Source organism: Pseudoalteromonas sp. '520P1 No. 423' (assembly GCF_001269985.1).
In the GTDB taxonomy this organism is placed as follows: domain Bacteria; phylum Pseudomonadota; class Gammaproteobacteria; order Enterobacterales; family Alteromonadaceae; genus Pseudoalteromonas.
In genome coordinates, this window is sequence record NZ_BBZB01000002.1 from 351,932 (window position 1) to 374,713 (window position 22,782).

Below are 22,782 nucleotides of genomic sequence, written 5' to 3' on the forward strand. Positions count from 1 at the left end.
GTATTAGGTTAAGTTATTCGATTAATTAACTGATTATTATTTTTACTAGTACCATCTTTTCGCCAAAACTCTAAAGCAGGGATTTGTACTTCCCAGACTTCATTTGCATTCCAAGTATAAGTATTTTTATATTTGAGGGTATAAAATTCAGGTTCAAACTCCGATTTCAATCGTGTCTTAGCAAAAAAGACATTCGTATTAGGTGAAACTATCACCTCTTTTTGGCTCATAGATTTTATTTGTTGGCGGGTTATTTGTTTACAAATAGGCTCATGAGGGTTTTTTGGATATAACGAAGAAACAATGCCTTTTTCTATCATATGTGTTTCTTGGCTTATAAAATAAATTCCGCTTCCAAGTGGAAAATACCCGACCATAGATAAAAACAAGTTAGTAAAAATTGGATCTATTTGTTTATTCATCGCACTTTCTTTCAAAGTATCATATGCGGTATATATTTTTTTATAATTAAACTCAGGTTTAGTTGAAACCATAAAAGAAGAGTAAATAAGTGGAATGCGAAGCAGCTTATGCAATTCACTATTATCATTATTTTCTTTTTCAAAAAAAGATAATATAAAAGACAATTTTTTTTGTTCAAATTGTGTGTATTCGAGCTTTTCTTCTTGAGTATTGGCTTTTCTTTGCGGGATCCCTATACCTAATTTAAAATAATCAATTGATTTTAATCTTACAGTCTCAATGAGTGTAGATCTTTCTTTCACACTCAGCATTCGATAACGATCACCTGCAAAAATCTCTTGTGCTTCTGGCGCGTAACTTCCTATAGAATGTAATAATGCAGCCTTCGCAATTGGTTTTAAAACATCTTCTCTATACTGTGCCATCACTTCATTTGATAGCCCATTTTGCTCCAATGCCATAAAACTATCGGTATTATTATCAAACATATCTTGCATCGTTTCATTTAGATATGCATTGTTAAAATCTCGAGTGACCCTCACCTCTTCAAATAACGCAACTACTAACCCAGCAATGTAAATAGGTTTAAATTTTTCATTTCTAATACAACGAACCTCTTCATCAGGAAGCGGTGTAGATAAAACAATAGTGCCTAAAAATTGACTAAAAGTGCGCTGATTATTAAGTAAATCAAGCATATTATCCGTTAAGTGGTCTAATGCTTCAAAACGATTGATTTTTTCTTGCAATATTTTAGAGTGCAATAATTTATATTCTGCTTTTAATTGCTGTTCTAACTTGTATAGCTGAGAGAGATATTTATCCGTAGAATTTTGATTAACGATTTGTGGTAACTTACCGTGTTCCTTTTTATAGTCATTAATGATATCTATCTGCTCACTATAATTTGCTAAGTTTTTCTTTAATTTTTTGAGCTTTAATAAATCAGTTTTATATGTTGTAAAAAAAGTACTTGCTTCATCAACCATTTTTCGATGAGCAGACATAAAAGAAGATATTTTTTTAGACACAGCACTGGCCATGCTAGGGATCGCAGAAAGCCTTTGAGTTTGATATGTTGACAATTGCCATTTGTTTTTATTATTTTTCATTTCGTTATTTTGCTTACAGCCTAAACGGTACGTATTATATGAACTTCACATGCTATTAAATAACACTTTCTTAACCTTAACTTATCGCATATGAAATGCAATTAATTCTTTAATATTTAGCTTTTAATCAAAAAAAGATTACAAATTTACGGATATTACGACAGAATAGATAATAATACGCATTTAGTATTAGATCAGGGAAAAATGAAAAAAATACTAAATTGGCTTCTTATTTTACGCTTACAACATGCTTTTTTTCGGCAACTACTCACGCAAAAGACTTAACAATCGCACTTGGAAATTTTGAACCTTTGTTTTCAGAGCAAGGAAAGCCAGCACTCTTTAAAGATTTAATTGATAGTGTATATACTTATCTGCCACACAGAAAAATTAGCTATCGCTATATGTTTTCTAATGCCCGCTTAGTACGAGAACTCAATGTTCACACCATAGACGGTGCAGCAAATATATTTACTCAAAAAGAAATTCAAGGATGTATAACACAACCCGTATTTGCATATTCAGATGTCGCTATCTCACTTAAATCAAAATATTACACAATTAATTCAATATCAGATCTAAACGAAAAGTCAGTAGTCTCTTATCAAAGAGCAATATTGTTATTAGGCAGTGAATACAAACAAGCTGTATTGCGTAGTAAACACTAGAAAGAAGTAGCACAACCATTGGAGCAAGCTAAATTACTCTCAAATGGTATATCAGAATTACCTCAATCAACTCGGATTTACTCAATAAAATTCTTGCACTCCTTGTGAGTAAGCAAGCACTAACTATGAAAAAAATCATCCTCCGCTTTATTAATACACAAAGTTTAATCGTCCCCAAAAACGCTTGTCGCATAAAATCACTAAACATTTAATATTAAAGAAATATTACACTTTAATGACAGTTAGTATACAATCGCGCCTTTATTGGTCACCCGTTATCGGTACGTAATATGTTCAAGGAATTTTATGTTAATAAAGCATAAGTTAATTTTAAATACAGCGATATTAGTTGTAAGTATGTTTGCCATGTTAATACTTGCATCTATTGCTTCTTCATCGTTTCATGATGATTTACAAGTAACTAAACAAATTGGAGATATCGAATCTTCATTTTTACAGTTAAGGCGCAATGAAAAAGACTTTTTCTTACGTAAAGATCTAAAATATACAGAGAAATTTGGTTCTAAAATTACAAGTTTAGAGCAGAGAATTAAGACATTAAAAGAGTCATTTAATAATAAAGATATTACGATTAACGAAATCGATGCATTACAAAAGATATTGAATGAATATGATGATTACTTTAATCAAATTGTAACTTCCCAAAAACGTATTGGTTTACATCCTAAAGATGGGTTGTATGGAAAATTAAGAGAGCAAGTCCATCAAGTTGAATCTATTTTAGGCTCTAAAAATTATCAATTATTAGCCCAAATGCTTCAACTAAGAAGAAATGAAAAAGACTTTATGCTTCGCTTAGATCAAAAGTACGTTAATCGCTTTAAAAATAACTTAGCGCAAATGAGTCTGGAAGTAAAAAGTAGCAACTTAACGACTTATGATAAAAATCAGATAGTTGAACGTCTTGAAAATTATCAAGATGCATTTATAAACTTAGTTAATGAGCAAGCCATTTTAGGATTAAATCAAAATAGTGGATTACAAAAAGAAATGAGAAGCTTAGTACATCAAGTAGATGGTGTACTTACTGATTTAATAAAAATCAGCGATCAGGCGATAACTTATAATGCACAACACAATAAATTTTTAGGCTACCTGCTATTTATTTTAGTTTTAATTATTTCAATCACTTTTGCTTGGTTAAATAGTAAAAGTATTTTAACTGCGATCACGAAATTCAAGGCTTTTATAGAAAAAGCAGCCGAAAATAATGACCTAACTATCACAGTTAATACCAATACAAAAGATGAACTGTCAGAAATGGCGCAAGCATTTAACACCATGATAAGCAACTTTAGAAACTTAGTTAAAGAAGTTGATCAATCTGTTGGCTCTGTAAATAGCACAACTGCACATTTGGCGGATACCATAGAGATCACAAATCAAGGTATCGCTTCTCAAACACAAGAGACAGATATGGTTGCATCTGCTGCAACTCAAATGGCATGTACTGTCGAAGAAATCGCACACAATACACATGAAGCCGCAAATAAAGCTAAGGTCACTTTTAAAAACTCTGAAAATGGCAAAAGTGCAGTTGATCAAACCATCCATCAAATTGAAGTTTTATCCGAAAAATTAAACAGTTCAGAAACTTCTGTGCAAGAACTTGCTAAAGATAGTGAAACCATAGCAAGCGTGTTAGATGTGATCCGTAGCATTGCTGATCAAACTAACTTACTTGCACTAAATGCCGCTATAGAGGCCGCTAGAGCAGGGGAGCAGGGCCGTGGTTTTGCTGTTGTTGCAGATGAGGTAAGAACACTCGCCAGTCGCACCCAAGATTCAACTCAAGAAATTGAAAAAATAATTAATACACTGCAAGAGAAAACAAAAACCATTGTTATACTTATGGCTGAGTGTTTAGTACAAGGACAAGAAAGCGCAAAACAAGCAAGTTCAGCAGGGCACTTATTGGCTGAAATTAATCAAGATGTTTCAAGCATTAATGATATGAATACCGCCATTGCTGTTGCGATTGAAGAACAAAGCCAAGTCGCATCTGAAGTTAATAAACATGTAGTTTCAATCAGAGATGTTGCAGAACAATCAGAAGAGTCAGTTGCACAAACACAGGTAATGAGTAAAGATTTATCTAATCAATCTAACATCTTACGTAAAGAGTTAGATCGCTTTATTATTTGATAGAAATTTCCATTTCAACAATCACATGGAAGTGATTAAAAATCTCTTTTATTCGCAAGTTCCAATTAAAACTTATTAGTTAGTTCAAATATCTCTCTTTATGCTATGGTATTAATCCCTAAAATCCATACAAGATTTATTTAATGAAATTACTCTTTTTATTATTATCTATTGTTAGCTTTAATTGCCTTTCCCATGGCAGCCACCATGATGAAACACCTAAAATAGCAATTACGAAAACGGTTAACAACTACCTTGAAGGTAGTGTATTAGGTGATTCACAAAGGATTTCGAAAGCCTTTCATTCAGACGCATTAGTACAAGGTAACTCAAATGGTAAGTTACAAAGATATGATATGGAAACTTTCCTTGGCTTTTTTAGTACCGATAAGCCAGGAAAACATACAACTAAAATCATATCTATTGATATAGAAAATGATGCAGCTTTAGTAAAGGCACATTGGGATATGGGCACTTGGATGTATATTGATTATCTCACTTTAATCAAAAATGATGGCCAATGGAAAATAATAAATAAGGTATATACAAAAATACAAAAGTAACTAGCCTTTAATTTGGAGAAAAGCACATGCCTAAAATCATACTCAAAGGCTATGTCATAGTACCTAACGAAGATTTGGAAGCTGTAAAAAACAGCCCTGTTAACACATATAAAATTAACTAAAAATGAGTCAGGTAACCTTGTATTTAAAGTAACTTAAGATCACAGCAACCGTAATAAATTCCATGTTTACGAAGAATTTATAAACCAAGCCGCATTTGAAATTCATCAGCAAAGGGTTAAGCAATCTAAAAGGGGGGAAGTTACAAGTAATGTAGAAAGACATTATCAGGTTTTAGAGGGGAGTTAAGTCGTTTAATCTTTTTAATGGCTCATTTCCGACATTGCGGACATTCAGTTGACTCTAAAAATAGACTAAGATATGGCGATATTCACACCATAGTCTCTTGTTAGCTATACTTTTGCACCAAATGTTCAGTTAAGCTTTTCACTAGCCAAAAGTATAAAAATTCCATTGAGAAAAACAGTAGCCAAATTAATATAAAACCTTGAAATATTGCCCCTTCTTTAAAAGGTGTATTCTCTGGAGCAAATATTGGTATGGCACTAAAACTATAAATCATCGGAGACATAATTGTTAATAACAAAACTAACTGAACAACTATAGCGACAAGACCTTTAACAAGAAACTTAATAAAGGATTGCTTAGGCAAAAGTGGATCAAATAACTTAACCAAAGATGTATGATCTTTTATTAAGCTAAATATCATAATAAACCCAAGCACCATTGCAATAATATGCAATGGCCAGAAATATTTTATTAATTCATCAGTTAACAGTTCAAGATTAACAATTAATCCCATTGTTATAACAACATTAGCATAGTTTTCATTGGATTAGATACTCATAAAGAATTTTTTGAAGTCGCATATGAGTTAGATGGTCGTGATAATCACGTGATACATGATGGTCGCATTTCTAGTGCTAAATCTTCTGTCATAAAAATGGCCCGTGATTTCCAATCCAAATATCCACAAGCGACCCTTCATTTTGTTTACGAGGTCGGTCCTTGTGGATATTGGATTTATCGATTATTGACTAGTCTTGGTCATTGTTGCTATGTCGTCGCACCTTTTCTTTTACCTAAAAAACCAGGTGAAAAAGTTAAAACCGACCGTAAAGATGCTATGAAATTAGCACACTTACTTAAAATGAATGATATTCCAATCATTTACGTACCTGAGGCTGAAGATGAAGCTGTTCGTGATTTATCTCGGGCACGACAAACTGCAACTAATGATTTAAACCATGCTCGCTGCCAATTAAAAGGCTTTTTATTAAGAAATAATATCTGTTATGACGGTACTGCCAATTGATCCCTTAAACATCTACGCTGGTTAAATGAGTTAATCTTACCTCACCCCGCACAGCATATTGTTTTACAAGAGATGCTACATACGATTGATGAACGAATGAAACGCTTAGCTCGCTTAGTTAACGAACTTGAACATCAAGTTAAGCAGTGGCGTTATTACCCTATCGTTAAAGCAATACAAGCTATGCGCGAATCAGGTTCTTAATTGCTGCAAGATTCATTACAGAGGATGAACAGCCCATTGCGGTCCCGCATGATGGCTGGTATGGGGGCTGGAGGTGAGAGACCTCCGGCTACCCGATTATACGGGGATTACCACCGTACCAATATTACTTGCAAAGCCACCAACTTTTACATTGATTAAAGTAGAGTTATCAGATTTAACAGATGCTGTAATTATTGAGGTACAATCCATAACTCTACCTTGCTCAAAAACATAGTCACTTCCCAAGGCTAAATGCTCTGTAAGATAACACGCTAAAGCACCACTAGAGCTACCCGTAGCTGATTCTTCTGAGATACCAAACAAGGGAGCAAAATTACGACAGCTTGCTGTAAGTTTACTTTCAGAACCACAAAGTTCAAAAACATGAAAACCAACAACTTTATGCTTTTCACAAAAGTTAGCGATAAGTTCGTCATCTGGTTTTATTATATCTAAATATCCATAAGGAACAGGAATAATCACATCAGGTAGACCTGTTGAAATAACTTCAATAGGTAATTTAGTGCTTTCTAGTATACTACTTTTAATGCCAATAACATTTGAAATTTCTTGGTATGAAAAACAATCTAATTTTTGAGGTAATTGCTGCTCCATTATTACCTTACCACTTGGTTCGATGGTCACTGTTAACATTCCAACCTTCGTACGTTGAACATAAGAGCCTGCTGTTAGAATGCCCTTTTGGTACAAAGTAGAAAAAGTTGCTAGCGTAGCGTGTCCACAAAAGTCAACTTCGCCTGTTGTTGTAAAGAAAGAAACTTCATAATCAGCTTCATCATCACTGGAAACAAAAGCCGTTTCTGAATACCCTACAGCTTGTGAAATTTTCAATTTTTGAGCATCCGATAGCTTGTCTGAATTCAAAACAACACCTGCAGGATTTCCGCCTTTGCCATTTACTGTAAATGAGCTGACCAAATTAACTTCGATATTCACCAACACCTTTTTCCCCGTATAACATTTGTATAAACGGCACACACACTTATCAGGTTAGACCTCTTAATATAAATTAAAATTTTTAACTAAATAAAGTGTGCTTTCACGCTTTGTAATTTATATGTGCCTGTTATCTAGGAGCATATATCCGTATGCAACTCATTTTACAGCTTTTATTTTTTACCAACAAGACAAAGCGTGCGCTACAAAATATCAAACCGTGCGATGATTCTGATGTTATGAAATAATTTATGGAAAAGCATACAAAAATTAACAATAAACGCTAGTTTAGTGACTGTTCGGTTTCTATTTTTAATCATTGTGGAAAGTAAAAAATCTAATGACCGCAATAGGCTCTTAACTGCTTTTAAAACCCATAATCAAATTTTGTTAAGCCCCTTTACACTCATCAATAGGATTTAAATAAACTTACACATGCCATTACCTAATATGTCATTTGGCCTTTGTATATAACCAAAGCGCTCATAAAAGCCTTCTTTTCCTTTAGCTGAAAGTAAACCTATCGTAGCGCCTTTTTTAGTGGTACTAGATAAGTAACTTTCAATATACTGCATTACTTTATGCCCTAAACCACGTTTTTGATATTCAGGATGAACAACTATATCTTGAACATAAAAATACATAGCGCCATCACCAACAATACGACCCATGGCTATCAGTTGCTTATTAGCTCTTATGGTTACATGAAAAAGACTATTATCTAAACTCATTTGAGCCATATCAAAGTCAATATCTCCCCAACCTATGATATTTCTTAATTTATTAAATTCTTCAACACTTGGCGCATCAAAATAAACCTTATAATTATAGGTATTGTTATCGTCTGTCATAAAACCCTTATATACATTATCATTGTTTTTGTTTTGATTGTTGCTGGCAAGAGTTCAGCTTAGTTTGCTGTGCTCTATCGTTATCAAGCACTTGTTTTAAGTCTTCCATTCTTTGTTTTACGGCTATGCCATAACTTTTATCGTCACCCCATACATCGGCTAAGATCCGCAAAGATTCATTATCATGTTCTGTGAATATTTTGCCGGCTCTAGTTGCATCGGCTTTATCATTACCTAAAACCATTAAGGCTTCTATACCTAAATTCACTGCAGAATCAAAAGTCTCACGTTTAAAGCAAGTTACGCCTAAATGCATGAGTTCATAAGCATGGCGCCTATCAGTAGCACGAGCGAATATTTTAAGTTTTGGATAATGTTTATGAACTAACTCGACAATTTCTAGAGTTTTATCTGGCTCATCTATGGCAATAACAATAATTTTGGCTTCTTTAGCACCAGAGGCTTCAAGTAAATCTTGGCGTGCAGCATCGCCATAAAATACTTTATTATCAAACCGCCTTAATAATTCAACTTGGCTTGGACTATGGTCTAAAATAGATAAATGATAACCTTGCGCTGTTAACAGTCTGCCAACTATCTGGCCAAAACGGCCATAACCTGCAATGATCACATTTTTAGTAGGTTCCATATTTTCTACAGCATCAAATTCAGGTGCCTTATTAGTTGTTCTTGATAAAGATTTTTCATACATCATTAAAATTAAAGGTGCACACAGCATAGATATTGCAACGATTAAGGTTAATAACTTAGTTTGTTCAGGACTTGTAACTAACAATCCACTTGTAAGAGATAAGAGCACAAACGCAAACTCCCCACCTTGTGCTAACGCCAAAGTAAACAATAACTTTTGATCTGATTTCATTTTAAAAATATTAGCAAGTAAGAATAAAACACATGCTTTTATTAAAATCAGTCCACATACAGCTAAAGAAACAAACGCAAATTTATCAAATAATAACGGGAAGTCGATTGATGCGCCTACAGTAATAAAAAATAGTCCGAGTAATAACCCTTTAAAGGGTTCTATATCAACTTCTAGCTCATGCCTAAATTCACTTTCGGCTAATACCACCCCAGCTAAAAAGGTGCCAAGCGCTGGCGATAAACCAATACGTTCCATTATTAAAGCGATTGCAACGACCAAGAATAATGCTGTAATGGTAAAAATTTCTCTTAAGCGGGTTTCTGCAATGTAACGAAATAATGGCGCGGAGATATATTTTCCTGCCAATATAATAGAAGCGATCACCACAAGCGACACTGTGACTTGGCCATATATAGGCAAGTGTGCAATCAAATTATGGCTATCTGTACTACTCTTTGTAATGTCTTTAAAAGCAAGTAAAGGTACAACCGCAAGAATAGGGATCACCGCAATATCTTGAAAAAGTAAAACTGAAAATGAATTTTGTCCGGCATCTTGTTTGATCCAACCTTTTTCAGTCAAGGTCTGTAAAACAATTGCGGTAGAAGATAAGGCAAGCATAAGGCCGATAGCCAGAGATGTTTGCCAAACTAAATCTAATGTATAAAAACAAACAGCAAAAATAATACCTGTTGTCAGCGTTACCTGTAACCCACCTAAACCTAAAATGGAATGCCGTAACTTCCAAAGCCTTGCAGGCTGTAGCTCTAAACCAACTAAAAACAGCATCATAACAACACCAAATTCAGCAAAATGCATTACGCTGGTTTGATCACCCACTAATCCTAAAAGGTTAGGGCTTATTAAAATACCCGCTAATAGATAGCCTAAAACTGAACCTAAACCTAAGCGCTTTGCAACGGGTACCGCAATGATTGCTGCGACTAAATAAATTACCGCCATCTCTAACATAATAAAACATCACCTTTAATGTGTATATTTCGAACTCTTATTACAGCTTAGTGTTTAATTTACTTATTGTTAATCTGTTTTATATTGCTAAGTAAAATAAATCGAGACTGATAAAAAAAGAAAATAACGAGGCCAAAAATAATTTCGCCAACACCTGCTAATTTAGTAATGAGGTAAGAAGTTTCATCAGCAAAACCCATGCTCGCTGTCATGGGTTTTCAAGCGGTGCGATATGAATTAACTTAGGGAAAAGGCCATGATAAATCCAGCTAAAGCTTAATAAAAATCGGCTAATTTGTATTGCAGACACGATAAAGCTCCTTTAAAGCTTAACTATCACAGAAATTTATATCTGAATATTTTATTTATAACGGCTACACGCCCAAATAGATTCTGAAACAAGCTGGCCAATTAAGGCGTTACCGGATTTATTAAAATGTAATCCATCATCAAGTAATAAATTGTCGTAACCTATATCAGTTAACTGCTCATATAAATCATTTATGGTAAAATCATATTCACGAGCCAGCTTACAAGACACTTGATTATATTCAATAACATCAGCTAAATAGCGTTTAGATTCTTTATGTTGATTATGAACATTCTCATTAAATGGCGTGCTTGTTGCCCAAATAACTTTGCAATTTAAGCGAGATAAATAATCGAATATGATTTTTAAGTTAGCTTGATATTGCGTTATTGAAGACACCTTTTGACTTGCACCTTGATTAAATCTGATATCATGCAGACCACAATTGATATGAATAATGTCACAAGGTTCGCAGAGCCACTTTGAAATATGAGTAACAATTTTATTTGATGACTCACAGTTTTCTAATGGAAAATTCACAAACCAATCTATTGGTAAATTTTCAACAGTATAATCTTGTGAGTGCATTCTTATAGAATCACCAATTAATGAAATGTTCATTTGTTCTCTTTGTTTATTTTATGCCATGTAATCAAAAGGCCTGCCACCTAGATAATCAAAACCATATACCCATTCGTATAAAATAAGGTATATTCTTAAACTCTAAATCATTCAGTAACTATTTCATAGATATAAGTTATTAGTGATAAGTTAAAAAGCCTAAGGAAGATAAGCATGGAAGTGATGAGGGAGGCGATAGCGCTTGTATTTTTTATATTTGGTATTACATTAATATATTTAATTTTTGATACGAACCAATGGGAATATGTTCTAGGTGCAATTTTAACTTTTGCGACCGCTTTTTTGATTTGGCCAAGTAAAAAGCGTGGGCAAAGAGAGCAAGAAAGCCAGTTTTTAGATGTACTTGAGTTAATAATAGAGTTTCCCGTTGAGCTTATATTTTGGTTATTCAGAATATTAGGTCGTATATTTAAAGGGAAAGATGGCTCAATCGATATAGACTTAGATATTTAATACTCATTTCAATAAATATTTATCACTAAATATGATTACTTTATTTACCGCCATTACATTGAGGTTTTAGAATCGATTAACATTCGTTTGTTTGATGGTGCAGATACTTGGAAATTTATAAAAGAGTAATCTGTAACCAAATAGTCATCACATAACAAACCAGCACACAAAAAGTAACATCCGCCTCAAAAAAATCATAGAAAACAGCAATAATTATCAATAATTTACATTATTATTAAGACTGTAATAATCAATCCAATTTAATCGATGGTACACATCAATTAAAGCCATTTATATATTCAAATACCAGTGCACTATACTGCGCGCCGATTAAATTACCAAATGAGCAATATCATGAATAAATTAGCATCAATTCCTCTATTAGCATTATGTCTATCACTTAATGTTCAAACTCAATTAGAGCTAGGTCCATTAAAACCACTGATTGGTTCATGTAAGTCAGCGCCAACAGGCGGTTTTGATATGACTCCTGGTCAAGAAGGTTCTAAAGCAGGTAAGGGCGGCCCGGCAGTTGAAGCTTATTTTGAAACCATAACATTTGAAGTTGCAGCTGATACGACAAATGCAAGCGACCAATACTTAACAGCTGTTTACTGCAAGCAAGAAGTATTTAAAAAAAGCACAGGTAATAAGTTTCATGATCAACGTGGTTACTTTATTTATGATGCATAAAACAAAACTGTTCATAACTCTTTTGTGTGCCACGTGCAACATGTGTAGTCGCTGAAGGTAAAGCAGGTAGTAAAATGACACTTACAGCGCCAGCTAACGGTGTAGCAGAGTCAAGCTATATGACTAAAAATGCAAAAAAGGTGGGTTTCACAATGAATATCGAAATCTCTGACAACAAATTAAGCTACTCACAAGTAACAAACCTAGAAATTTACGCCAAGCCTTTTGGTCATACTGATTTAGGCACACTTGTAAAAGTTGAAAAGTAATATTTAATTACTAACTAACTAACTAACTAACTATAGGCATAACATCATTAATGGGTTATGCCGATAGTTACTATCAATAATCTAGATCTAACCAAGTCCAAAAGTCAGACTCGAATTGAATGTAACTTTCCCGCCAAAGAGAAAGTACTTCTTCTTCAGATAATGCACGACACAAGTTCTCTTGCTCTTTTGTTATATATTGTTGAAGTGTCGATTTTGCATCAAACTCCATCATCATAAAACTTAACCATGCCCAGCTACTATAATAAAGCTTGGGGATATCTAAGTTTTTCCACTCATCGTCTTTTATTATTAAACTAAATAAGTAAGGTTCTGTTGCTAGTTTTTTATTTGAAATTAATACACGAAATTGGTTTTCATCTGTCATGGAAATGTCTTCAAAAAATTCTGCTGTTCCTTCATTAAAAGAGCGAGATGTAATGCCTACTAAATGTAAATTTATAGCGTGTACAGCTTCATGTATCGCGGTTTTTATTGCTTGTTCTTCATTGTGATAACTCACAAAAGCAAGGTTTCGTTGACCAAAATACACACCTTGCGAACGACTAGGGTTAAAGCCATCAATGCCAGCTTGTATTAAATACGATTGCCTATTTTGTGAAATAATCATATGTAGATGAATTTTATTAGTCAGATCTATATTTAAATAATTTGTATATGAGGCCAGTACGCCTTTCATTAATAAAGTAAATTGTTTTTCAAAATATGATGTCATATTGGCAGAGTATATTGTAATAATGAAGTCTTCGCTGACAACTACTTTATAAGGTTGATATTCATCACTTAGGTTATTTATGACTTCTGGTAGCGCTTCTTTTTGATATTCTTTCCATTGAGTCAAATCACATAAGCTAGGGTTAAAGTTATCTTGCTCAATATAATCTTGCTCTAGCATGTATTCTTCATATACAACTTGTTCAATAAGTGGTTGTTCAGCTTGATGAATATTAAACTCATCAATAATTTCTTGTTCGTCAATTTCTTCTGGAATAATTAAATCTTTTGTAGGAGGATTGATATTATTATCATTTGTGTAGCTAAGCCAAATCAAAAAAGCAGCAATAACAGCGCAGGGAAGCCATATTTTCTTTTTAAAATTCATTATCCAGCTTTCCTTAACCTATCATTTATCAGAAATCATTGGTTAAAGAATATATTGATTGCCTATGAAATTCGATATCAAAAAACGATAACAAACATTTATTTTCATAAAACGGTTCTCGTTCAGTCTTATAAATGTTGATGGTTCATTATTCTATCCAAGATAAAATATAATCTTATGGTAAATCAATGCACTCATAATATTAGCGGTGTGATCTTTGAAATGTGTTAAAATACAAAACAAAGATCTGGCAAACCTAAGCTAAAAGCTCTTTTCTAACAATCTCAGCACCGGCACTTAAAGCATTGAGCTTACCTCTTGCTACTTCGTGAGATAAAGGTGCCATACCGCAATTGGTACAAGGGTAAAGTTTATCAGCATCTACATACTTAAGTGCTGCTCGTAGCGTATTCGCGACTTCTTCTGGTGTTTCTATGATATCGCTTGCGACATCAATAGCACCTACCATTACTTTTTTACCACGAATAAGTTCAAGTAAATCAATTGGTACATGTGAATTGTGACACTCTAACGAGATAATATCGATATTAGATTTTTGCAATTTAGGAAAAGCTTCTTCATATTGTCGCCATTCAGAACCTAACGTTTTTTTCCAATCTGTATTGGCTTTAATGCCATAGCCATAACAAATATGTACCGCCGTTTCACATTTAAGACCTTCTATCGCTCTTTCTAAACATGCAATGCCCCACTCATTAACCTCATCAAAAAATACATTAAACGCTGGCTCATCAAATTGAATAATATCAACACCAGCAGCCTCTAACTCTTTGGCTTCTTGATTGAGTATTTTAGCAAATTCCCAAGCGAGTTTTTCGCGACTTTTATAATGGTCATCATAAAGCGTATCTATCATCGTCATAGGGCCTGGCAATGCCCATTTAATTGGTTGCTTGGTTTGCTTTCGTAAAAATTTAGCATCTTCAACAAACACTGGCTTTTGACGTGATACAGGACCTACAACTGTTGGAACACTTGCATCATAACGATCGCGAATTTTAATTGTCTTACGCTTTTCAAAATCAACACCATTGAGGTGTTCAATAAATGTCGTCACAAAATGCTGACGCGTTTGCTCGCCATCACTAACAATATCAATACCAGTCTGTTGCTGATCTTGTAATGACAAACGCAATGCATCTTGTTTGCCCGTAATTAATTCTTCACCTTGCAATTTCCAAGGTGACCAAAGTGTCTCTGGTTGTGCAAGCCAAACCGGTTTAGGTAAACTACCGGCTGTTGAAGTTGGTAATAATGTTTTCATAATATATACCGTTATACCTTATTAATTAAAGCGTGTAATTAGCAGACCATTGGTCAAGCACTGTTTGATATGGTTTGATAAAGTGCTCTTTTGCAAACTTACCTTGGGCTATTGCTAACTGACTACGCTCTTCTCTGTTATAAACAATTTGAGTAAGTGAATGGTCTAAGTTCTTCAAGTTAGGCTTGTAGCACTTTCCGGCAACAGCATTAGCATTATAAATCTCAGGTCGGTAAATCCTTTGAAATGTGCCCATCGTACTTATCGTACTGATCAACTCTAGATTTGAGTAATCGTTTAGTAGATCACCAAAAAAATAAAAAGCTAAAGGTGCAACGCTGTTAGGTGTCATGAAATAACGCACTTGCAAACCCATTTTTTTGAAATATTGCTCAGTCAAAGAAGATTCATTAGGCAAGTATTCAACACCTAATACAGGGTGTTGATTTTCAGTACGTTGATATGTTTTATTATCTGAAACACTCAAACATATCACTGGCGGCTTATTAAAATACTGTTTATAAGCATCTGAATTAACAAAATACTTAAATAACTTGCCATGTAAAACACCAAAGTCATCTGGAATGCTAAATTGCGCTTGATTTTTATTATGCTCAAGTAGTAATACACTAAAATCATAATCACGCACATATGACGAAAAGTTATTACCTACAATGCCTTCAATACGTTCATTCGTTTTATTATCAACAATGTTCGTCTTCAAAACTTCGATGGATGGGAAAGTTTCACCACTACCGTCAATATCCATATCAACAGAAATTATTTCAAGTTCTACAGAATAACGATCGCCTTTAGGGTTATCCCAATTAGCTAACGCATTAAAGCTATTATTTACCATATTTAAAGCATTACGTAAGTTCTGTTGACGGCTTGCACCTCTAGCCAAGTTAGCAAAGTTAGTTGTAATACGCGTGCTATCCGATGGATGATAGTTTTCATCGAGGCTGAGGCTTTTTATTGTAAATGTGAAATCTTTATTCATGATGTTGGTGTCCAATTCGCTTTTATAAAACGTAAGTTTATTTTTAATCTTCATCGACCTTTCAATCTGATTTTTTGATTGTGCCTAATGGCTTAAGCTTAAGTCTAAGAACTGTTTATATTTATACGTGTAACAATGGATGAATAAAAACGGTTTAATTTCACATGAAACGTGAGAAAAATTCAAAAGCGCGTATTGAGTTACAAAACGGATTCAAACTTCAACTTATAAAACGTAAAGATGTCTAGATGGATGTAGCTGAAATGTACTAGCATGTGTTTTCTTCATATAAAACATGAGTATTATTCAAGGCTAATCTTTATCAAAAAGCTAAGTAGTTATCATGTAAGTTGCTATGATATCGGGCAAAATTATTAGAGAGATGATCTGAATGAATGACCTACTGATGTTAATTATATACTGTGCGTTGCTAGGCTGTGGTGTTGGCTTTTTAGCTGGGCTGCTTGGTATTGGTGGTGGATTAGTGATTGTTCCAATCTTAAGTAGCATTTTACTTTACTTAGCGGTTTTACCGGCCGAGCAAATCGTGATAGTAGCAATTGCAACATCATTAGCATCAATATTATTTACATCAACATCTTCAGCCATCGCTCATCATAAAAATGGCAATGTACCATGGGGTTTAGCCCCTTGGGTAATGACAGGTGTAGCCCTTGGTGCACTTATAAGTGGTTTTATGGCCTCACTATTACCTGAAAATATTGTTCGCTTAGTGTTTGCTGTTAGCGTGACACTCATTGCAATAAAGATGTTTTACAGCAGCACCAAAAGCGACTCATCTGTTGAACGTAAAATGCCAAACAAAGGTGCATTAACATTTTTTACTACTATTACAGGTGGGTTATCTGCCATGATAGGCATAGGTGGTGGTGCAGTATTAGTGCCTTTATTAACGTTTTTCTCACTTGATATGAAAAAAGCCATAGGATGTGCCTCTGCTTGCGGTATCGTTATCGCATTATTTGGCTCAATTGGTTACATCAGCTCAGGCATGAGTCATTTTTCTTTAGAAGACGGATTTGCTGGATTTGTATATTTACCGGCACTATTAGGCATTGTTTGCACGTCGTGGTTCACCGCACCATTAGGAGCCAAAGCAACACATTCTTTACCGGTTCCTTTAATCAAAAAAATCTTCTCAGTATTATTATTGGTTACAGCTATAAGCATGGTTGTGAGTTAACAGGGAGTAGACGGTGTTTCCACAAATAAATTTTTTGTGGAAACTTTAAGTGCTAGATAAAATTGTTAAAATAATTGAACCCCTGTAAATTTTCCCCTGTAACAGTACTTAAATTCAAACTGATTAGTTTTACAGGCTTTTAAATGAACCGCTCTCTAATCAAAGTGAGGACCATATAGGCCTATGGAATAAAGATGAAATAACTAGCTCATCAATGTTCACAAGAAACATATTTGAGCTTTGTAATAGAGTGAGTGATTTTAATGAGTCTCGAGAAATATGTTTTTGAGAGGTAAAATAGACGCTTATGGAAACACTGATTACTTATCTCAGTCTAGCTGTTGTTACTTTCATCATAAATTTTGCTATCTATAATTTTTCGTTTAAATGACAGGCTACGCCATTTCTTCATGAAGAGCATAGAGTTGATAGTGCATTATTAATGCTAAAAACAACTTTTCCCGCATATCTAGTATCTTCAATAGTGATAACTTTACTTTTTTATTTTGTAAATAAAAGGCGCAGTAGTAAGGCCAGTTCCGATTAATATGGTTTAATAGATTAGGCAACTCTAGTTAAAAGATAATACGGTTAGCTAGAGAATAAAATGACATCTCGTAAAAAAGATATGACGATCATATTCTTTTTCGCTAGCGACAGTTAACGTTAGTAAATTAAATCACTAACGTCTTGAGCATAAATCTATTTATTTTTAGGTGTTTGCCAAACAAAGGAATCTGGCTTATTGGAAGTCTTTTCTGCTACTTTAGATTTTTTTACTGCTACTTGCGAATTCTGAGCAAGTATTGCTCTGATTAATTTCCCTGTTTCTTTATGCTTACTACAAAATGTTTTGAGGTATAAAATTTCAACTCTACTTCGCGCCCAAGGAGTTGTACGCAAAAACTTTAAACTTGATTTCATACGCGGGTTGTTGATGAAACAACGGATATTAAGTAACTCACCCATTTTAGCCCAACCGATTTCTTTCTCCAGTTTGGTTAAAATCTCTTCAAGTTTCACACCGTGTAGTGGGTCATTACTGTTATTCATTGTCTACCTAGAATCAAAAAAAAAGTATTGTAACAAGTTTCCTAAATATTGTCAGATTTACGTGTGTAATACTCAACTTCATCCTGAATAAAAATAATTAGCTAAAAAGTAGATAAGACCAAAATTAGTCGTGTCGGGCGGGGATGGAACGCTTTTTCTTGCTAACAATGGCAAAGCCTTTTTACCTCCTAGAATGTCTGAACTGGCTTCTAAGTATGTAAAACTCGCGGGGTTCAGAAAAGGAGGTGCATGTAATTTATATCGTCATTCCACTGCAACGTTAATGCTAGATAACGGTGCTGACATTCGTTATGTACAAGAAATATTGGGTCATGCAAGTATTTCCACCACTCAGATATACACGCATGTTGCCCAGAAAAAGTTAAAAGAAGTATACAGTAGGACTCATCCGGCAGGTAAGGGCACAGATTGAGTAATTTATGAAATTGAGTTTTATTGTTGAAGTGTGGTATTCTTTACTACACTTATGAGGAGTGTAAATGAGAATAAATATTTTTTATTGATGGTTGGAGAAAAGCGGATGTGCCAAAAAAGGGAAAGGAAATACCTGATAAATTATTGGAAACATACCGTCTTATCGGTCGAAGTTTAGTTTTAGCCAGTGATATACAGATAAATATAGATATAGGTGAAGGCCTATTAAGAGAGGTTATAGATGAAGGATAATCGATTAGATAAAATGCATCGTATGGCACAACGTTTAAATAAGACAGGAACAATTGATCAGCTTACCATGCGTAAAATTGATATATTGACAACTGAAGCCAAGCTTGCAGATTTTTCGGCTGAACAGATCCGTGAAATCCGAACACAAGAAGGAATTAGTCAGGGAGTACTTGCAACTGTATTAAATATGAGCAGTGAAAGTGTAAAGAAATGGGAACAAGGAAAGTCAAAACCACACGGTGCAGCACTTAGACTATTATCATTAATAAAAAGAAATGGAATTGAAGCTGTTATTTAAATTCTTAGCGTACCAAGATTAAATTGAAAACCTAGTGCAATACTAGGTTTTTTTATAACTATAAAAAATAATATTTATCAGCGGTATAGCAGGTTGGCATTGATTTCTATATTGTAATTGTTCATATGAACGGTCGGATCTACGATCCAACCTTAGGTCGATTCCTACAGGCTGATCCGTTTATTCAAGCACCTAAGAATAGCCAGAGTTATAACCGTTATAGTTATGTGTTGAATAACCCGATGAGCTATACCGATCCGAGTGGGTATTTTTTTAGTGGTTTGAAGAAGGCTGTTAAAAAGTATTGGCGAGTGGCTGTAGCAGCTATTGCTACATATGTTACGGCTGGGGCTGCATCGGGATGGGCCGCAGGATGGTTAGCTGGCAAGGCCTTGGCTGGAAGTCAAATCGCAATAGGTGCGATTGCGGGGGCAATAGCTGGTGCAGCTGGAGGGGTTGTTGCTACAGGGTCTTTGAAGGGAGCTTTAAAAGGTGCTATATCAGGAGCTGTATTTGGTGGGCTTGGCGGTTCATTTAAAGCTTATGGTGTTGGAGATATGGCACAAGTAGGTGCTCATGCCTTGGCAGGAGGAGTAATGTCTGATTTGCAGGGGGGTAACTTTGGACATGGGTTTTTTACCGCAGGTATAATGAAAGGTATTGGAAAAATCAATACTAGCGAATCAATTGGTAGAGTAATGGTACAGGCTATTGCTGGAGGAACAGTGTCAAAACTGACAGGTGGAAAATTTGCTAATGGTGCGGTTACTGCGGCCATTCAGTTCACTGTTAATGAAATAGGTGGTTCTAAATCCTTTAAGCGATGGGGTAATATGTGGAGAAGTGCAGGTAAAAAAATTGCTAACTTTTTTGGCTCAGTAGAAGATTCGGCTGAAAATGGTGCAATTGCAGTAACTGAGAAAATATCAAGTACAGCTAGTATTGTTGCGAAAAACCCGATTAAGGCTACCGCCGCAGGACTAGCCGTTATTGGAGGAGCAAAACTATGTATGACAGGGGCTTTTTGTCCTGGAGGAGTGGCTCTCACTGCATGGGGAGTGGATCAAACTCATGCATTAGCTAATGGGAACAATATAACTACAACGGAAGCTTTTGTAGGTGACTTTTTATCAACTCCTGACGCTAGAGCGGCTTTTCCCTTTGTTGAGAACCCTGGCAATGCAGCGAGAATACTAGTTAATTCGGCTTCATTTGCAGTTGGCGGTGCTGGAATTCCAACTGTTAACTTGGTGAGAGGAACAGGCACAGGTCTTGACATAGCTGATACATTAGTTACTGCTGATACACTAAATAATTTGGGAGGTGGTAATTGAAAATTAAAATAATATTTGCTTTAGTAGGTCTTGTTACTTTTTTATGCTTAGGGATAAATCAGCACATTAACTCCGACCCTAACAAATATATAAGGGATATAAAAGAACGAACAGTCTTTGCTTCATATACAATAGATGCCCTAGCTTGTGAGCGCAATGTAAAAACAAGTGATACTTTAACTATTACTGTTAAAGAAAATGGTGCTAAATTAACAGGAAGAGTTGGTGTTACTGTAAGTTGTGATCTTATTAAAAAAATGGTTGGGAAAGGTAGTGTCGTAAGTTCACATATAGATTCAATATCTAATGAATTAATGTCTCTACAAGTAAACGATAAATGGATTTTAAAATATGATAAATACTTACAAAATAGAAAAAATAATTACAGTAACTATAGTATTGTATATTTTGTCATAGCTTTTTCTTTTCTGATGTTTTTCCTAACTCAATATCAAAAGAAAGAATAACAATATCCAATTAACAATGCAGGCGTTTATAACTTTTGATTGGTATTTATCATAGAACTATAAAAAAGGTCATCTTTCGATGACCTTTTTTCTTAATGAGTGAATGACAACTTATCCTCTTGCTCCAAACCATCAAATTTACTGCTCCCACAATAATCACACTTTGTGGCTCAACCTATCGGAATGGTGGTTCAGGTGGATAGGAGTATATATCTAACAATTCCAGCTTGGTACTATAACTGCCCTTAAAGGGTAAGCGTCTGGGGAAATACATCTAGCCTAGTTTAATGTTCCAAGGTAGCAGGTGCTCAATACTCTCAGGCTTTTTGGCAAGTTCATCTAAACAAGTATTCAAATAGCTATCAACTAACAAGTTATTGGCTTTGGCCGTTTCAACAATGCTATAAAGCATGGCGCTTGCGTTTGCTCCCTTTGCAGTGTTGGAGAATAGCCAATTTTTTCTACCTATCACAAACGGCTTAACTGCACGTTCGGCCCGATTATTATCAATATTAATGCGCCCATCTTCTAAGTAAGTGACAAGTTTATGCTCTTGATTAAGCCAATAAGTAAGTGCTTCACCTAGTTTTGATTTCGGTGGGATTTTGTCTTTATTATTAATTACCCAGACATGAAGTTTATCGATAATCGTTTTTGATTTTTTTTGTCGTACTTGATGCTTTTCACCAGCACTTTTGTCTTTTAGCGAAGCTTCAATGCCGTAGAGTTTTCCGATAAGGTTTAAAGCAACATCTGCTTTTCCTGTTTTATTTTTCCCTTGCGCCGTTTTTGCATCAACAAATTTTCGACGTGCATGTGCCATACAACCTGCTATTTTTGCTTCTGTTTTACCGTAAGCGCTATAACCGTCAACTTGTAGGTAACCTTGATAGCCATCAAGATAATTAACCACACAAGATGCGGCACGGCTATTATGATAATCAAACAAAACGATATTCGGTATCATGTTACTCGTTGGACTATCCGTACCACAACAATACACCCACATGTAACTGATGCTTTTATCTTCTTTTATGACTTTTAAGGGGGTTTCATCTGCATGGATGACAGCTTGGCTAAGTAAGGTCTTTTTTAATTTTTCATACAACGGAGCAAATAATTCCCCGCAACGCATGATCCAATCAGACATGGTTTTACGACTCAGCTCAATACCGTAATCATTGAACATTTTTTCTTGTCGATATAATGGCAAGCCATATTGATATTTAGCGCTAATAATTTGGCTCAGCAAACTCGCTGTTGCAATACCCTTTGGAATGGGGCTTGTTGGCATAGGTGCTAACTTAATGTGATTTTTGGTGCCTATTTTTTCACACTGCTTGCACGCATATTTTGGGCGAACAGTTTCTATCACTTTAATATGTGCTGGTACGAACTCTAACTTTTCACTACGCGTTTCACCGATTTGATGTAGCTTACTGTGGCAGCAATCACAGGTTTTTTCTTCACTAGATAAATCCAGAGTGACGACTTTACGAGGTAAGTTTTTTGGTAGTGGATTACGTTTTGGTTTGCTCTTAACTACGTTACTTTTATTTATTTCTGACTCGGCTAATAAAGCTTTATCCGCTTCATCAATAACCTCTTCAGCTTCATTGAAGGTTTCACCTGAGCCAGGTAATTGCTCAGAGCTTTTACCGTATTGTTTTCGTTTGGCTACTTCAAAGCGTTCAAGCAAGCTATGAATGATTTCATCTTTTTTGGTAACGATCTGCTGCAACTCAAGCAACATACGCTTGAGTTGTTCTGGGTCGTCTGGCAGTGAATTAGCATCAATTTTCATGCTCGCAGTTTAGCAAGAA

General features: G+C 34.8%; 23 protein-coding genes and 1 pseudogene. 13 read left to right on the forward strand and 11 right to left on the reverse strand.

Annotation, left to right across the window (positions count from 1 at the left end; translation table 11 throughout):
• Positions 1 to 8: 8 nt before the first annotated feature.
• Positions 9 to 1,535 (reverse strand): hypothetical protein, encoded by a 1,527-nt coding sequence (locus PSA_RS20200; RefSeq protein ID WP_042146316.1) that lies wholly within the window; start codon positions 1,533 to 1,535, stop codon positions 9 to 11.
• 221 nt (positions 1,536 to 1,756) lie between these two features.
• On the opposite strand from PSA_RS20200, the gene PSA_RS20205 reads away from it, so the two are divergent.
• The 3 genes from PSA_RS20205 (at position 1,757) to PSA_RS20215 (ending at position 4,932) form a co-directional block, all read left to right on the forward strand.
• Positions 1,757 to 2,203 (forward strand): hypothetical protein, encoded by a 447-nt coding sequence (locus PSA_RS20205; RefSeq protein ID WP_042146318.1) that lies wholly within the window; start codon positions 1,757 to 1,759, stop codon positions 2,201 to 2,203.
• A 306-nt stretch (positions 2,204 to 2,509) separates the two neighbouring features.
• On the forward strand, positions 2,510 to 4,369 hold the full coding sequence (locus PSA_RS20210) for a methyl-accepting chemotaxis protein (RefSeq protein ID WP_042146319.1): 1,860 nt from the start codon (positions 2,510 to 2,512) through the stop codon (positions 4,367 to 4,369).
• A gap of 143 nt (positions 4,370 to 4,512) precedes the next feature.
• Positions 4,513 to 4,932 (forward strand): nuclear transport factor 2 family protein, encoded by a 420-nt coding sequence (locus tag PSA_RS20215; protein ID WP_042146322.1) that lies wholly within the window; start codon positions 4,513 to 4,515, stop codon positions 4,930 to 4,932.
• A 409-nt stretch (positions 4,933 to 5,341) separates the two neighbouring features.
• Here PSA_RS20215 and PSA_RS20220 read toward each other — a convergent pair whose 3' ends face one another.
• On the reverse strand, positions 5,342 to 5,755 hold the full coding sequence (locus PSA_RS20220; RefSeq protein ID WP_042146325.1) for a hypothetical protein: 414 nt from the start codon (positions 5,753 to 5,755) through the stop codon (positions 5,342 to 5,344).
• A 12-nt stretch (positions 5,756 to 5,767) separates the two neighbouring features.
• Between PSA_RS20220 and PSA_RS20225 the strand changes: the two are divergent.
• Positions 5,768 to 6,495, forward strand: a pseudogene (locus PSA_RS20225) (transposase); the annotation flags it as partial.
• A gap of 73 nt (positions 6,496 to 6,568) precedes the next feature.
• Here the strand turns inward: PSA_RS20225 and PSA_RS20230 are convergent.
• The 4 genes from PSA_RS20230 to PSA_RS20245 form a co-directional block, all read right to left on the reverse strand.
• Positions 6,569 to 7,429, reverse strand: a complete 861-nt coding sequence (locus tag PSA_RS20230) for a PhzF family phenazine biosynthesis protein (protein ID WP_042146348.1) — start codon at positions 7,427 to 7,429, stop codon at positions 6,569 to 6,571.
• 419 nt (positions 7,430 to 7,848) lie between these two features.
• The gene (locus PSA_RS25450) at positions 7,849 to 8,280 is read right to left on the reverse strand and encodes a GNAT family N-acetyltransferase (protein WP_042146350.1); all 432 of its coding nucleotides are present in this window, start codon (positions 8,278 to 8,280) and stop codon (positions 7,849 to 7,851) included.
• A 19-nt stretch (positions 8,281 to 8,299) separates the two neighbouring features.
• Positions 8,300 to 10,138: a monovalent cation:proton antiporter-2 (CPA2) family protein gene (locus PSA_RS20240; RefSeq protein WP_042146352.1), complete on the reverse strand. Its 1,839-nt coding sequence runs from the start codon at positions 10,136 to 10,138 to the stop codon at positions 8,300 to 8,302.
• A 361-nt stretch (positions 10,139 to 10,499) separates the two neighbouring features.
• Positions 10,500 to 11,069, reverse strand: coding sequence for an SGNH/GDSL hydrolase family protein (locus PSA_RS20245; protein ID WP_042146354.1), 570 nt, complete (start codon positions 11,067 to 11,069; stop codon positions 10,500 to 10,502).
• Positions 11,070 to 11,243: 174 nt separating this feature from the next.
• Between PSA_RS20245 and PSA_RS20250 the strand changes: the two genes are divergently transcribed.
• From PSA_RS20250 to PSA_RS25990, 3 genes are all read left to right on the forward strand, one after another.
• Positions 11,244 to 11,543, forward strand: coding sequence for a hypothetical protein (locus tag PSA_RS20250; RefSeq protein ID WP_042146355.1), 300 nt, complete (start codon positions 11,244 to 11,246; stop codon positions 11,541 to 11,543).
• A gap of 354 nt (positions 11,544 to 11,897) precedes the next feature.
• The gene (locus tag PSA_RS25985) at positions 11,898 to 12,236 is read left to right on the forward strand and encodes a hypothetical protein (RefSeq protein ID WP_197276859.1); all 339 of its coding nucleotides are present in this window, start codon (positions 11,898 to 11,900) and stop codon (positions 12,234 to 12,236) included.
• Positions 12,237 to 12,262: 26 nt separating this feature from the next.
• Complete coding sequence (locus PSA_RS25990; protein ID WP_197276860.1) at positions 12,263 to 12,505, forward strand: hypothetical protein; 243 nt, start codon at positions 12,263 to 12,265, stop codon at positions 12,503 to 12,505.
• Between the two features lie 73 nt (positions 12,506 to 12,578).
• On the opposite strand, the gene PSA_RS20260 is transcribed toward PSA_RS25990, so the two are convergent.
• The 3 genes from PSA_RS20260 to PSA_RS20270 form a co-directional block, all read right to left on the reverse strand.
• Positions 12,579 to 13,628 carry a hypothetical protein gene (locus PSA_RS20260; RefSeq protein WP_042146357.1) on the reverse strand — a complete coding sequence of 350 codons (1,050 nt, stop codon included), beginning with the start codon at positions 13,626 to 13,628 and terminating at the stop codon, positions 12,579 to 12,581.
• A 256-nt stretch (positions 13,629 to 13,884) separates the two neighbouring features.
• Positions 13,885 to 14,913, reverse strand: coding sequence for a methionine synthase (locus PSA_RS20265; RefSeq protein ID WP_042146359.1), 1,029 nt, complete (start codon positions 14,911 to 14,913; stop codon positions 13,885 to 13,887).
• Between the two features lie 25 nt (positions 14,914 to 14,938).
• Entirely contained in the window at positions 14,939 to 15,916 is a 978-nt protein-coding gene (locus tag PSA_RS20270) for a DUF1852 domain-containing protein (RefSeq protein ID WP_042146361.1), read from the reverse strand.
• 391 nt (positions 15,917 to 16,307) lie between these two features.
• Between PSA_RS20270 and PSA_RS20275 the strand changes: the two genes are divergently transcribed.
• Positions 16,308 to 17,120: a sulfite exporter TauE/SafE family protein gene (locus PSA_RS20275; protein ID WP_042146363.1), complete on the forward strand. Its 813-nt coding sequence runs from the start codon at positions 16,308 to 16,310 to the stop codon at positions 17,118 to 17,120.
• A 702-nt stretch (positions 17,121 to 17,822) separates the two neighbouring features.
• Here PSA_RS20275 and PSA_RS20280 read toward each other — a convergent pair.
• Complete coding sequence (locus tag PSA_RS20280) at positions 17,823 to 18,173, reverse strand: VF530 family DNA-binding protein (RefSeq protein ID WP_042146365.1); 351 nt, start codon at positions 18,171 to 18,173, stop codon at positions 17,823 to 17,825.
• 130 nt (positions 18,174 to 18,303) lie between these two features.
• On the opposite strand from PSA_RS20280, the gene PSA_RS20285 reads away from it, so the two are divergent.
• From PSA_RS20285 to PSA_RS20300, 5 genes are all read left to right on the forward strand, one after another.
• Positions 18,304 to 18,606 carry a tyrosine-type recombinase/integrase gene (locus PSA_RS20285; protein WP_042146367.1) on the forward strand — a complete coding sequence of 101 codons (303 nt, stop codon included), beginning with the start codon at positions 18,304 to 18,306 and terminating at the stop codon, positions 18,604 to 18,606.
• Positions 18,607 to 18,716: 110 nt separating this feature from the next.
• Positions 18,717 to 18,860, forward strand: a complete 144-nt coding sequence (locus PSA_RS25455; protein WP_157575804.1) for a hypothetical protein — start codon at positions 18,717 to 18,719, stop codon at positions 18,858 to 18,860.
• On the forward strand, positions 18,850 to 19,158 hold the full coding sequence (locus PSA_RS20290; RefSeq protein WP_042146368.1) for a DNA-binding transcriptional regulator: 309 nt from the start codon (positions 18,850 to 18,852) through the stop codon (positions 19,156 to 19,158). The genes PSA_RS25455 and PSA_RS20290 overlap by 11 nt, the downstream gene beginning before the upstream one ends.
• Positions 19,159 to 19,283: 125 nt before the next feature.
• Complete coding sequence (locus tag PSA_RS26595; protein ID WP_042146370.1) at positions 19,284 to 20,492, forward strand: RHS repeat-associated core domain-containing protein; 1,209 nt, start codon at positions 19,284 to 19,286, stop codon at positions 20,490 to 20,492.
• Complete coding sequence (locus PSA_RS20300) at positions 20,489 to 20,959, forward strand: hypothetical protein (protein WP_042146372.1); 471 nt, start codon at positions 20,489 to 20,491, stop codon at positions 20,957 to 20,959. The genes PSA_RS26595 and PSA_RS20300 overlap by 4 nt, the downstream gene beginning before the upstream one ends.
• Before the next feature lie 274 nt (positions 20,960 to 21,233).
• Here PSA_RS20300 and PSA_RS20305 read toward each other — a convergent pair whose 3' ends face one another.
• On the reverse strand, positions 21,234 to 22,763 hold the full coding sequence (locus PSA_RS20305; protein WP_059365028.1) for an IS66 family transposase: 1,530 nt from the start codon (positions 22,761 to 22,763) through the stop codon (positions 21,234 to 21,236).
• Positions 22,764 to 22,782: the final 19 nt, after the last annotated feature.

What these genes read in the sequence shown, in the direction of transcription:
- PSA_RS20200 (WP_042146316.1), bottom strand. Translation starts at nt 1,535, where the DNA reads ATGAAAAATAATAAAAACAAATGGCAATTGTCAACATATCAAACTCAA.
- PSA_RS20210 (WP_042146319.1), top strand. Translation starts at nt 2,510, where the DNA reads ATGTTAATAAAGCATAAGTTAATTTTAAATACAGCGATATTAGTTGTA.
- PSA_RS20215 (WP_042146322.1), top strand. Translation starts at nt 4,513, where the DNA reads ATGAAATTACTCTTTTTATTATTATCTATTGTTAGCTTTAATTGCCTT.
- PSA_RS20220 (WP_042146325.1), bottom strand. Translation starts at nt 5,755, where the DNA reads ATGGGATTAATTGTTAATCTTGAACTGTTAACTGATGAATTAATAAAA.
- PSA_RS25450 (WP_042146350.1), bottom strand. Translation starts at nt 8,280, where the DNA reads ATGACAGACGATAACAATACCTATAATTATAAGGTTTATTTTGATGCG.
- PSA_RS20240 (WP_042146352.1), bottom strand. Translation starts at nt 10,138, where the DNA reads ATGTTAGAGATGGCGGTAATTTATTTAGTCGCAGCAATCATTGCGGTA.
- PSA_RS20245 (WP_042146354.1), bottom strand. Translation starts at nt 11,069, where the DNA reads ATGAACATTTCATTAATTGGTGATTCTATAAGAATGCACTCACAAGAT.
- PSA_RS20250 (WP_042146355.1), top strand. Translation starts at nt 11,244, where the DNA reads ATGGAAGTGATGAGGGAGGCGATAGCGCTTGTATTTTTTATATTTGGT.
- PSA_RS25985 (WP_197276859.1), top strand. Translation starts at nt 11,898, where the DNA reads ATGAATAAATTAGCATCAATTCCTCTATTAGCATTATGTCTATCACTT.
- PSA_RS20260 (WP_042146357.1), bottom strand. Translation starts at nt 13,628, where the DNA reads ATGAATTTTAAAAAGAAAATATGGCTTCCCTGCGCTGTTATTGCTGCT.
- PSA_RS20265 (WP_042146359.1), bottom strand. Translation starts at nt 14,913, where the DNA reads ATGAAAACATTATTACCAACTTCAACAGCCGGTAGTTTACCTAAACCG.
- PSA_RS20270 (WP_042146361.1), bottom strand. Translation starts at nt 15,916, where the DNA reads ATGAATAAAGATTTCACATTTACAATAAAAAGCCTCAGCCTCGATGAA.
- PSA_RS20275 (WP_042146363.1), top strand. Translation starts at nt 16,308, where the DNA reads ATGAATGACCTACTGATGTTAATTATATACTGTGCGTTGCTAGGCTGT.
- PSA_RS20280 (WP_042146365.1), bottom strand. Translation starts at nt 18,173, where the DNA reads ATGAATAACAGTAATGACCCACTACACGGTGTGAAACTTGAAGAGATT.
- PSA_RS20290 (WP_042146368.1), top strand. Translation starts at nt 18,850, where the DNA reads ATGAAGGATAATCGATTAGATAAAATGCATCGTATGGCACAACGTTTA.
- PSA_RS26595 (WP_042146370.1), top strand. Translation starts at nt 19,284, where the DNA reads ATGAACGGTCGGATCTACGATCCAACCTTAGGTCGATTCCTACAGGCT.
- PSA_RS20305 (WP_059365028.1), bottom strand. Translation starts at nt 22,763, where the DNA reads ATGAAAATTGATGCTAATTCACTGCCAGACGACCCAGAACAACTCAAG.